This is a genomic window from Methylobacter sp. (assembly GCF_023227905.1).
Taxonomy (GTDB): Bacteria; Pseudomonadota; Gammaproteobacteria; order Methylococcales; family Methylomonadaceae; genus Methylobacter_A.
In genome coordinates, this window is the sequence record NZ_JALOCF010000088.1 from 1 (window position 1) to 11,076 (window position 11,076).

10 protein-coding genes are annotated in these 11,076 nt (G+C 51.1%); 8 read left to right on the plus strand and 2 right to left on the minus strand.

Features of this window, described 5'->3' with window-relative positions; genetic code table 11:
• From M0R47_RS20695 to M0R47_RS20730, 8 genes are all read left to right on the plus strand, one after another.
• A partial coding sequence (locus tag M0R47_RS20695) for a V-type ATPase 116kDa subunit family protein (RefSeq protein ID WP_292558254.1) occupies positions 1-1,152 on the plus strand: 1,152 nt, incomplete at its 5' end.
• Positions 1,153-1,220: 68 nt separating this feature from the next.
• Complete coding sequence (locus M0R47_RS20700; protein ID WP_292558255.1) at positions 1,221-1,667, plus strand: ATP synthase subunit C; 447 nt, start codon at positions 1,221-1,223, stop codon at positions 1,665-1,667.
• Between the two features lie 17 nt (positions 1,668-1,684).
• On the plus strand, positions 1,685-2,344 hold the full coding sequence (locus tag M0R47_RS20705) for a hypothetical protein (RefSeq protein WP_292558256.1): 660 nt from the start codon (positions 1,685-1,687) through the stop codon (positions 2,342-2,344).
• 14 nt (positions 2,345-2,358) lie between these two features.
• On the plus strand, positions 2,359-3,021 hold the full coding sequence (locus tag M0R47_RS20710; RefSeq protein WP_292558257.1) for a DUF2764 family protein: 663 nt from the start codon (positions 2,359-2,361) through the stop codon (positions 3,019-3,021).
• Entirely contained in the window at positions 3,011-4,822 is a 1,812-nt protein-coding gene (locus tag M0R47_RS20715; protein ID WP_292558258.1) for a V-type ATP synthase subunit A, read from the plus strand. The genes M0R47_RS20710 and M0R47_RS20715 overlap by 11 nt, the downstream gene beginning before the upstream one ends.
• A 29-nt stretch (positions 4,823-4,851) precedes the next feature.
• Positions 4,852-5,751 carry a polyphosphate kinase 2 family protein gene (locus M0R47_RS20720; protein ID WP_292558259.1) on the plus strand — a complete coding sequence of 300 codons (900 nt, stop codon included), beginning with the start codon at positions 4,852-4,854 and terminating at the stop codon, positions 5,749-5,751.
• Positions 5,752-5,896: 145 nt separating this feature from the next.
• Positions 5,897-6,517 (plus strand): hypothetical protein, encoded by a 621-nt coding sequence (locus M0R47_RS20725; protein WP_292558260.1) that lies wholly within the window; start codon positions 5,897-5,899, stop codon positions 6,515-6,517.
• Between the two features lie 208 nt (positions 6,518-6,725).
• Positions 6,726-7,820: an AI-2E family transporter gene (locus tag M0R47_RS20730; RefSeq protein WP_292558261.1), complete on the plus strand. Its 1,095-nt coding sequence runs from the start codon at positions 6,726-6,728 to the stop codon at positions 7,818-7,820.
• Between the two features lie 841 nt (positions 7,821-8,661).
• Here the strand turns inward: M0R47_RS20730 and M0R47_RS20735 are convergent.
• Together M0R47_RS20735 and glcF are read right to left on the minus strand one after the other, a co-directional pair.
• Entirely contained in the window at positions 8,662-9,387 is a 726-nt protein-coding gene (locus tag M0R47_RS20735; RefSeq protein ID WP_292558262.1) for a hypothetical protein, read from the minus strand.
• Positions 9,388-9,826: 439 nt separating this feature from the next.
• Positions 9,827-11,023: a glycolate oxidase subunit GlcF gene (gene glcF / locus M0R47_RS20740; protein ID WP_292558263.1), complete on the minus strand. Its 1,197-nt coding sequence runs from the start codon at positions 11,021-11,023 to the stop codon at positions 9,827-9,829.
• Between the last annotated feature and the right edge of the window lie 53 nt (positions 11,024-11,076).

The following is an 11,076-nucleotide window of genomic DNA, read 5'->3' on the forward strand; positions in this document are numbered from 1 at the left end:
ACCCGCTGGTACAGCTTGCTGCGCGACAATGTCGCCACATTGAAAGATAAGGCCGCGTTGGACTCAGCGCAAAACCAGACTTTCAACCGGGCCGGCATGTTTGCGTTGCGCGGTTGGGCTCCGCACATGCGGCTTGAGGAACTTCAAAGCTATGCGCACCGGCATGGGCTGCATATTGATGCCCAGGAAGTACAACCGGACGATAATCCGCCAACCTATCTGGACAACCCTCCCTGGCTTGCAGCCGGTGAAAACCTGGTCAATTTCTATATGACGCCGGGTTATCGGGCCTGGGATCCCTCACAGATCGTTTTCATCTCCTTTGCATTGTTTTTCGGGATGATCCTGGCCGATGCCGGTTATGCGTTGTTGTTGGGAATTGTACTGCTGTTCTTTTGGCGAAAAATGGGCGCATCGCCGGGCGGAAGGCGATTCCGGCCATTATGTCTGGCGATCGTTATTTTTTCCCTGCTCTACGGCATGCTGATCGGCAGCTATTTCGGCGTCACGCCTCCCAAGGACTCGTTGCTGGCTTCATTTCATGTATTGGACATGAGCGACACCAATCTGATGATGGCGATTTCAGTATTCATCGGTTGCATCCATGTCATCTTGGGGGCATCGCTGGATGCGGCTCGGCATAAAAACCTTGTGGAAGGCTTGGGCTCGGTCGGCTGGGCCTGCATTGTCGCGGGTGGACTGGCGTTTTTGCTGGCTACGGCGTTCGCGCCAGGCGTTTTAAAGCCGCTATCGGTGATCCTGGCTGGCGTCGGCGTGCTGCTGGTATTGCTGTTCTCGGCGCCTTTCGAAAAACCGTTATCCCGCTTGTCGAAAGGCCTGCTCGGCTTGACCAAACTATCCGGAGCTTTCGGCGACGTGCTCAGCTACTTGCGGTTGTTTGCCCTGGGCCTCGCCAGCGGCTCATTGGCTGCGGAATTTAATAACATGGCCATGGGAATCAATGACGCGATGCCGGGGGTTGGTATTTTCTTTGCATTCCTGGTGCTGCTTTTAGGGCATGCGGTCAACCTCCTGTTGGGTTTGGCGAGTGCGGTCATTCACGGTTTACGGCTTAACGTGATCGAGTTTTTTAATTGGGGATTGAAGGAAGAAGGATCGCTATACAAGCCTTTCCGTCGCACGGAAAGATAAAGGGAAAAATATCTGCATATCCCGCAACCGGGTTTTATAAAAACTTTAATATCGACTGGAGGTTCACTATGGATACTTTTATCGTGGCGCTTGGCTGGGTGGGGATGTTCGCGCCGTTGGCTTTGGGTGCGGTCGGTAGCGCGATCGGTTGTGCTCGCGCCGGCATGGCGGCTTGCGGAGCGCTGCTGGATGTCGAAAGCGGATACGGACGTTATATCGGCGTTGCCGCGATGCCTTCCTCGCAAACCATCTACGGCATCGTCGTCACCATGGCCCTACGGCGCGAGCTGACGATCGACAATGCGCCGGGCATTTTCGGCTTGGGCATACTGACCGGACTGGCTTTGATGATTAGCGCCTTCTCCCAAGGCGATGCCTGCGCTGCGGCCATCAATGCCTCAAAAAACAAATTGGAAATTTTCGGCATTTCCCTGGCGCCGGCGGCCTTGGTCGAAGGTTTTTCGGTGTTCGCATTTGTATTTGCGCTGGTGCTTTCCGCCGGCATTCCCAAATAAGCTGACGGAGCCGAATCATGAGCGAGCTAATCAACACTGAATCCAGCGTACAAGCATTGATCGACAGAATCCGCGACCAAGGCGTGCAAAGCGCCAACCGGGAAGCCGCACGCATTCTGGCAGACGCGGAAGCGAAAGCCTCGCAGTTGCTGGCGGACGCGCAAAAACAAGTCGAGCAATTGCGCGCCAAAGCCACGGCGGATATCGAAGCCGAGCAAGCTGCGGCGCAGGAAGCCTTAAAGCTTTCTGCCCGCGACACCGTCACGCGTTTGAAGAACCTCGTTGGTACCGCATTCGAAACCTTTGTCCGCCGGCTGGTCACCACCTCGACGCAAGACCGGGAATTGATGAAAAACCTGGTTTTAGTCTTGGCCGGACACAGCGCGGATGAATTCATCAAGGACAAGAAAATTCAAATTCTGTTGTCCGATGCCCTATTGACCGGACAGTCCGATCCCAAGCTGCGCGAACTGGGTAAGCAGACCATCTTGAGCCTTTCCAGCGATATGCTGCGCGAAGGCGTTGAATTGATTCCATCCAGCAGCGTCGAAGGCGGCGCGAAAGTGCGCCTGGTCGGCGAACAGCTGGAAATCGATTTATCCGACAAGGCGATAGCCAAATTGCTTGCCGGCCAGTTGCTGCCGCGTTTTCATGCCCTGTTGACAGCTGCGGAATAAGGGTGTCCACAGCCATGAAAGAGGATTACTACACGGTCGTGGCAAGTTTGCCGCACTTGCCTTATTTCGCGAATGCCGAGCGGCTCCCCCTAAGCCGTTTGCGCCTGGAACAGCGTTTACGCATGCTGGATGCCGATGAAACCCGGCAGATCTTGCAGGCTGAATTTTTGGCCGGCTGGAGACTGCCTGCCGGCAAACTTGAAAGCGGCGGCAAAATCGCGGCGCAGTATAAGACAATGCTGCAAAGCATAAGCCAGCCGGTGTTACGGGAGTTCGTGGAATACCGCCTGGACCAGCAAACCGTTATTGCCGCATTGCGTATCAGGCAAGCCGGCCGCGATCCGGAACAATACCCCGGATGGGGCGTCGGCCGCTTGGTCAAACATATCGAAGCCCACTGGGATGCCCCCGATTTCCGGCTGGGTACGGTTTATCCCTGGGTGAACGAAGCCAACAGCTATCTGGCAGCCTCCGATGCGATGGCGTTGGACCGCCTGCTAATGGACACCGTATGGCGAAAACTGTCCCGCTTGGGAGATAGGCGTCCTTTCGGCTTCGAAGCGATCACCGCCTTTGTATTCAAATGGGATATTTTGCAGGCTTGGCTGCAGCGCGATGCAAGCGCCGCAAAACAACGCTTCCAAGTATTGATCGAGGAGATAAAACATGTCCAATGAAAATACCGGCGCCGTCTATGCGACCGTGGTAGGCGTCAAGGAAAGCCTGGTCTTGATCGAGTTTGACGAAGCCGCCGAAGTAATGAAAAACGAAGTCGGCTACGTCTGCGTCGGCGAAGAACGGCTGAAAGCCGAAATCCTTCGGGTGCGGGGGCGCACCGCGGACATGCAGGTGTTCGAGGATACCCGCGGCGTGCGGGTCGGCGACCGGGTGGAATTATCCGGCGAAATGCTTTCTGCAACCTTGGGCCCTGGGCTGCTTGGTCAGGTTTTCGACGGCTTGCTGAACCCCTTGCACGGTCTGGCGCAAAAATACGGTTTTTTCCTGCCGCGCGGTGTGTTGATGCCGCCGCTTGATCTTGATAAAAAATGGCAGTTCAGTCCGGATGCAGAGATAGGAGATACCTTGCCTCCCGGCGGTGTGCTGGGGTCGGTTCCCGAAGGCCCGTTCAAGCACAAGATCATGGTCCCTTTCAATGAAGCGGAACCGGTCCAGTTGACCTGGATTCGAGGCGGCAGTTTTTCCATTAACGAGGTTGTTGCGCGCTACAAGACGTCGAACGGTGAAGAAAAGGAATTGACCATGGCCCTCCGCTGGCCGATCCGGCGCCCGATTCCAGAACATCTGCTGCGCAAGCGTTATACCGAGCGGCAGTTTCCATCGAAGCCGCTGACCACCGCGACCCGCATCATCGACACTTTTTTTCCGATCGCGCAGGGCGGCACGGGTTGTATCCCAGGGCCGTTCGGCGCCGGCAAGACGGTATTGCAGAGCCTGATCGCGCGCTACTCCAGCGTCGATATCGTGATTATCGTCGCTTGCGGCGAACGCGCCGGGGAAGTCGTCGAAACCATCCACGAATACCCGAACACGGCCGATCCCCGCACCGGCGGCACGTTAATGGACCGCACTATCATTATCTGCAACACCTCGTCGATGCCGGTCGCGGCCCGCGAAGCGTCGATCTACACCGGCATTACGCTGGGGGAATATTTCCGCCAGATGGGCTACGACGTGTTGCTGATTGCCGATTCGACCTCGCGCTGGGCGCAGGCAATGCGCGAAACGTCCGGCAGGATGGAGGAAATCCCTGGCGAGGAAGCGTTTCCGGCCTATCTCGATTCCGCGATCAAGAACCTTTACGAGCGCGCCGGGGTGATCCGTTGCGCCGACGGCTCTACCGGCACGCTGACCTTGATCGGCACGGTGTCTCCGGCCGGCGGAAACTTCGAGGAGCCGGTCACCCAGTCCACGCTCGGCACCGTCAAGACCTTCCTCGGCTTGTCCGCCGACCGCGCCTACAAGCGCTTTTATCCGGCTATCGATCCGCTGCTGTCGTGGTCCCGCTACCTGGATCAATTGGCGCCCTGGTTTACCAAGGAACTCAATGCCGAATGGGTCAATGACGTCAAAAACATGATGACCCTGCTGGAGCGCGGCGACGGCATTTATCAAATTATGCAAGTTACCGGCGAAGAAGGCATTACTCTTGAAGATTTCATCGAATGGCAAAAATCGATGCTGTTGGACATGGTTTATTTGCAGCAGGATGCTTTCGATGAGGTCGATGCCTGCATGCCCCGCGAGCGCCAGCTGGCCAGTTTCGGTGTGTTAAAAAAGCTGGTTGCGGCGGAATTTAAGTTTCAGGACAAGGACGAAGCCCGGGATTTTTTTACCAAGCTGACCGGCCTCTATAAGAACTGGAATTACAGCCGCCCCGATTCGCCGGATTACGAACGCTACGGCAAGGACATCGAGCAACTCGCCGGTCAATACTTGCCGGGCCGTAATGTCCAATAATCCCCAAAGCTGTTGCAAGGAGCATTGCCATGATTAAAAAAGAAATCATCGATTTATTCAGGGTCAAACCTGATACCAAAGTCCGGCTCAAGGATTACCACACCGGCTGGAAGCAAACCGATGAAATGAAATCCGCAGGCAAGAAATTCGTCAAGGAGAGAGCATCTGAGATTTTGCAATCCAGCATTGAAGAGCTGTCTGAATGCCAGCAATTGCTGTACGCCGATGACCGCTATGCCTTGCTGATCGTCTTGCAGGCTATGGATGCGGCGGGAAAAGACGGCACCATCAGGCACGTGATGTCAGGCGTCAATCCCCAAGGCTGCCAGGTTTTCAGTTTCAAAAAGCCGTCGGCCGAAGAACTGGACCATAACTTTCTCTGGCGCTATATGAAGTCCCTGCCCGAGCGCGGCCGCATCGGCATTTTCAACCGTTCCTATTACGAGGACGTGCTGGTAGTCAAAGTCCATAAGGACATGCTGGAACAACAAAAGCTTCCGGACGGCAAGCACGGCAAGGCGTTTTGGCAGGATCGCTACGACGATATTAACGCCTTCGAGCACCACCTGGTACGCAGCGGTACGGTCGTATTGAAGTTCTTTCTGCATGTATCGAAGGAAGAACAGAAACAGCGCTTCATGGACCGGCTGGAACGCCCCGAAAAAAACTGGAAATTTTCACTGGCCGATCTTATCGAGCGCAGCTATTGGGACGATTATGTCGACGCATTTGAAAAAGCCATCAGTGCAACCAGCACCAAATGGGCGCCTTGGTACATCGTGCCGGCCGATGATAAATGGGCGACTCGAGCCATAGTCGCCGACATTGTCACTACGACATTGCGCAATCTCGGACTTGAATTTCCCGAAATGGACGATGAGCAGCGTGCGTTATTGGAACATGCGCGACAAACCTTAGAAGAAGAATAACCATCGCGGAATTCAAATTCTCACCTATTCGCGCGACGCGCATTATGCAGTCGCAGATTCAGGACTTCCGGCCTCAGGGGAGCCAAATATTAAAAGTGTTAGCTTTTGATCTGTTCAATGTTAATGAAAACTCCATTCATAAGGAGTGAGCTTAACAAATGATCATTTAACCCAACGCGAAGAGGGTTTTTATATTCTTCGTTTATTTCGTTTGTATGGAGAAAGTGCTATGACTAACATCCCAGTTGATAAAAAAAAGACATATTGCTTATCGGCGGTTGCCATAACAGGAGCGTTGCTGACAGGTTGCGCAACGGAAACGCCAAAAGCTCCACCGATGACTGATAGGACCACTGCATATGTCGAATATGTCAGAGCAGATATGAGACAGGACAAGGTGGTCATGATCAATCAGGCTATGAAATTGGATCAGAACGATCCGAATTACAATGCCTTCTGGCATGAATATTACCCGTACGAGGCGGAATTGAAAAAGCTTAATGACGAAAGGCTCGCGTTAATTCGCGATTACCAGTACAACTTGAACAACATGACTGACGATACGGCAAACAACCTTGCTAAACGCGCTATTGCAATACGCGAAAAGAAGCTCGAATTGCTCAAGGAGTATTACAAAAAAATAAAAAAAGCCACTTCACCAATAATTGCTGCAAAATTTCTGCAAGTAGAATACGAAATCGGCCTTTTACTCGATCTCGAAATTGCATCTAATATGCCGTTGCTGAAAAAGAGTCCACAAGAATAGTAACCCTGGCTTTATCTGTACCGACCTGGAAATGTGTGAGGGTTACCTATCGGGTAGATAATTCTTATCAAAACCTTAGGGAAGCAACCCTCACATAAGGACTAATCTTTTTTTATATGTATCCGGCCGGCAATAATAATTGCCGATTATTGTATAAAGCGCGAAAACTCAGTGCGTAATTTTCTGAATGAGAAATTGAGCATCAGTGATGAACAACGAAAAGAATCCGTTACCCGATAAGACGTTGGAAAAGCTTATCTCGCACAAAGTGCTTGATTTATTCATCCGCGTAGGATTGATATTTTTTTTGGTCGTTTATTGCTATCAAATATTCAAGCCTTTTATCGGCTTGATGTTATGGTCGCTGATATTGGCCGTGGCCTTGTATCCCTTGCATATCTTGATCGCCCGTAAGATGGGTAATAAAGATGGCTATGCCGCAACGGCTTTGGTGCTGGTGATAATATTGAGCGTATTCACTCCCACGACCCTATTGGTTTTTTCCTTTGCGGATTCATCTACTGCCTTGGTGAAACAAGTTCAGAGCGGGACACTGCAAGTGCCTGCGCCCAGCGAATCTGTCGCCGGATGGCCGTTGGTGGGCAATAAACTATATGCATTATGGTCGGCTGCGCATACTGACCTTGGTGGCGTGGTAGCGAAATACGAACCCAAAATTAGCGTAGTCACCAAACAAGTGCTGGGCTATGCCGCCAGCGCCGGCAAGGCCATCTTGATGTTCTTGGCTGCCTTAGTGCTTTCCGGGATATGGATGGCCTATGGCTCATCTGCCCATGCGGCGGCCAAGGCCATTGCCAAACGGATAGCCGGTGACAAGGAAGGGGGAATCTTGGTCGTGCTTTCGACGGCGACCATCCGGGCCGTGGCGCAGGGCGTCATCGGCATTGCCTGCATCCAAGCCCTTTTACTGGGAGCCGGTTTTATCTTGGTAGGCATTCCCGCCGCCGGTATTTGGGCCTTGATGGTTTTGTTGTTGGGCATCGTGCAAATTCCTGCCATCTTTATTGCACTGTCGACCATTATTTATGTGTTTTCCACGAATGACTCCACTGCGGTCGCGGTGATGTATGCTGTTTATACCCTGGTTGCCGGTATGGCGGACAATATCCTCAAACCCTTGATGTTGGGTCGTGGCGTGGATGTCCCAATGCCGGTGATCCTTTTGGGCGCGTTAGGCGGCATGGCAACCGGCGGGATTATCGGTTTGTTTTTGGGATCGGTGATGTTGGCTTTGGGATACCAATTGTTTATGGCTTGGGTGTATCGTGAAACTGAAGAGTAAAAGCTAGGGAAGTACTTAGAAGCTATTCGTCGACGATTCCTGCCCATCGTCATGACCTCGTTCGCTTTTGGATCTTGTGCCCTTGCTCAGGAACCGTGAGCGGCGCGGCCAGTCAACAGACTATCAGTACGGTGGTTTTTGGCGGTATGCTGTCTGCAACGCTTTTGGCAATACCGTGCATACCGATGCTTTAGGTCATAACACAGCGATTGGCGGCTTGGACGATCGGCCGTAATAAGCACCATACCAATTAAGAAAACAAGTTCCTTCAACCAGTGGTGGCGACTTGGTCTATAAAAATATCTAGACCACCGCGCCGACCTGCTGAAAAGACACCGTCTGTTAATCAGCTTCCAAACTTTGCCAGTTTTTTAAAAAACAGCATCCAGACTTTCCACCAATAACTTCTATCTGATTATTTTTTTTAAATATAATGACTGGCAATACCAACGTGGTAATTGGAAAAAATGAACGCTGATTAACAATCACAATATCATAAATCTGTAACTACTTGAATATGTGATAAGTATTAGATGTTTTCACACATTATTTTGCCTGCATGGGGCACTCATGGGACACTGAAAAACAAAAACAAGCTCATTTGACTAATTTTTAGTCAGCCCGGGGATTTAGTCTTGGGTGCGTTTAGCTGGTTTGACTAGCAATAGATAGGGGGTTTTTAGATAAAAAATCCGGTCTATTTGTTTTTGATAGTTACTATGGCTTTATATTTAAGCCCTTTATGCCCAATGAAGACAAAAAATAGACTACATGTTTGCAAGCCCATTGATTCAATAGGTCACAATCGGCGAAGCAAAGCTAAATTGCTTGTTCCTGCGGATTATACCTTTGCACACTTTTTGTACACCGGCTCGACAATAGCTACTACATCGTCAAATTTCCCATTCATCGAGCGCGCTGTGAAGTGGGGAGTTAGAACAACAACCTGCCCCTTTTCCTCAGCTACTTCGAACTGACCGCACTTAGACTTCGAAAAATTGAATTCGGGAAACATTCTACGGTAGTCTGCCCAATAGCCTTTGCCGTAGCAAATAACAACCTTGGGTAAATACATTCTAAGCAATTTTCGGAGCAATCTGATTCGAAATGGCTTTACAGTTTTATAATATTCATCACGCGTTTGAAATCGCCGAATTAACTCACCGTAGCACCATTTTTTCATGCTTGGATTCGGAAGCGGCATCAGCTCACAGAGCAGCGTTTGTCCAGAAGAACGAGAATGTCCCAACCTTTCAGCCTGATAATTACGAATACTTTCTGGCTTCGTATCGCCCCCTTCGAGACTCAACATGATGTAGCACATGCCACGCCATGTGCGTTGAATAACTCTTTTACCGGTGTGAAATTTTGATTCCTTGAGAAAGATGGTATGAGCCTCGGCGCAATCTTCGACATGGGAGAATTTCAAACGCGAACGGATATTGTCTTCGATATTGCGTTCGTTGCCACCTTCTTCCATTCCAATAAACCAGACTTTAGCATCAAGACGACCATAACCAACAAATCTGAGCAAATGTTTCAGTTCAACATCAGTAATTGAATTCATCAAACATCCTCAATCATACTTTATGAAAGTATTTTGCTGGCAAGCAACCTATTGTACTAAGGTTAATTGTGGCTTTTTATTCCGAAGTGCCCCGCGAGTGCCCCAAGCAGGCAAAAAAAAGCCCTTACATTGCTGTAAGGGCTTAATTTTTTTGGCTCCCCCGGACGGGCTCGAACCGCCGACCTAATGATTAACAGTAAAACGAACAGCGATTTTCAACCGCCTGTTTCTCCATCATACTAAACACTTTAAGAGTTTTCAGTATTGCTCAGTTCCCCATCCAACTGCGAAAAGCCCAGAAAAGACCGGAAAAAGACCGCTGTTTTTTTGACCCGGAGTTGTACCGGATGCGAAAAAATGCATTTCAAAATACCTAATTTGGTTCGGGAGTTGTCGCTGTGTAAATCAACGCCACAGCTTTCACGTTTCAGCTCTCCATTCAAAGCGCCAATAGCTCGACCCAATGTACCACCGGCACACTGGCCTTTTCCTGTAAGTGCATCCAGCAGCCGATGTTAGCGGTCGCAATCACATCGGGTTGTTCGGCCTGAAGCGCCTGGATTTTAGCCGCTTGTAAACGCCCGGCGAGTTCCGGTTGCAGAATAGAATACGTGCCTGCCGATCCGCAGCACAGATGCGCATCGGCGACAGTCGTTAAGGTAAATCCTAATCGAGTGAGCAGGTTTTCCACCACACCGTTTAGTCGTTGACCATGTTGCAAGGTACAAGGCGAGTGGAAAGCCACTTTATGTGACAACGGTTGCAGGCTCGATAAATCCTCGACTTGCAGTACCTCACTGAGGTCTTTGGTCAGTGCGGCGATTCGTGCAGCTTTGTCGGCATAGAGAGGATCATCTTTTAACAACAGGCCATAATCTTTGATCGTGACGCCGCAACTACTGGCCGTTGTGACAATGGCTTCAATGCCGTTTTCCACATGCGGCCAGCAGGCATCGATGATGCGGCGCATCATGTCCAAACCTGAGGTTTGATCGTTCAGATGATAACTCAGCGCACCGCAGCAATGATCAATCGGCACGACACCAATACCGAGGCGATCGAGCACTCTTGCCGCGGCTGTATTGATACGCGGCGCCAAGGCCGGCTGCACGCAGCCTTGCAAAATCAACATCCGCCGCTCGTGACGTGCGGCAGGCCAAGTTTCAGCGGTTTGCTTAAATGGCAATTTGGCCTTCAGACGCTTCGGCAACACTGGCCGCAACCCAGCACCAATACCAGCCAGCACCTTAAAACGGCGCGGGTACGGCAAACTCAACAACAGCAGTCGCCGCAACAACCGTTGTGGCCATGGCCGGGAAACACGTGCTTCTATAATCTCGCGACCGATATCCAGCAGTCGGTTGTACTTGACGCCGGACGGACAAGTGGTTTCGCAAGACCGGCAAGTTAAACAGCGATCCAGATGTTGTTGAGTCTCCTCGGTCGCAGCTTCCCCTTCCAACAAGCGCTTAATCAGGTAAATACGACCGCGCGGTCCATCCAGTTCGTCACCGAGCAATTGATACGTCGGACAAGTTGCGTTACAAAATCCGCAATGCACACAGCTGCGCAAAATGGCTTCAGCTTCTCTGCCCGTATCGGTGTGGTTAATGAAATCAGCGAGTCGAGTTTGCATAGGGATCGATAAGGTTTCAGTGGTGCAAGCGACCGGGGTTGAATAGTTTTAAA

Excerpts from the sequence above, each read along its gene's own strand:
- M0R47_RS20710 (WP_292558257.1), top strand. The coding sequence starts at position 2,359 with ATGAAAGAGGATTACTACACGGTCGTGGCAAGTTTGCCGCACTTGCCT.
- M0R47_RS20700 (WP_292558255.1), top strand. The coding sequence starts at position 1,221 with ATGGATACTTTTATCGTGGCGCTTGGCTGGGTGGGGATGTTCGCGCCG.
- glcF (WP_292558263.1), bottom strand. The coding sequence starts at position 11,023 with ATGCAAACTCGACTCGCTGATTTCATTAACCACACCGATACGGGCAGA.
- M0R47_RS20705 (WP_292558256.1), top strand. The coding sequence starts at position 1,685 with ATGAGCGAGCTAATCAACACTGAATCCAGCGTACAAGCATTGATCGAC.
- M0R47_RS20730 (WP_292558261.1), top strand. The coding sequence starts at position 6,726 with ATGAACAACGAAAAGAATCCGTTACCCGATAAGACGTTGGAAAAGCTT.
- M0R47_RS20720 (WP_292558259.1), top strand. The coding sequence starts at position 4,852 with ATGATTAAAAAAGAAATCATCGATTTATTCAGGGTCAAACCTGATACC.
- M0R47_RS20715 (WP_292558258.1), top strand. The coding sequence starts at position 3,011 with ATGTCCAATGAAAATACCGGCGCCGTCTATGCGACCGTGGTAGGCGTC.
- M0R47_RS20735 (WP_292558262.1), bottom strand. The coding sequence starts at position 9,387 with ATGAATTCAATTACTGATGTTGAACTGAAACATTTGCTCAGATTTGTT.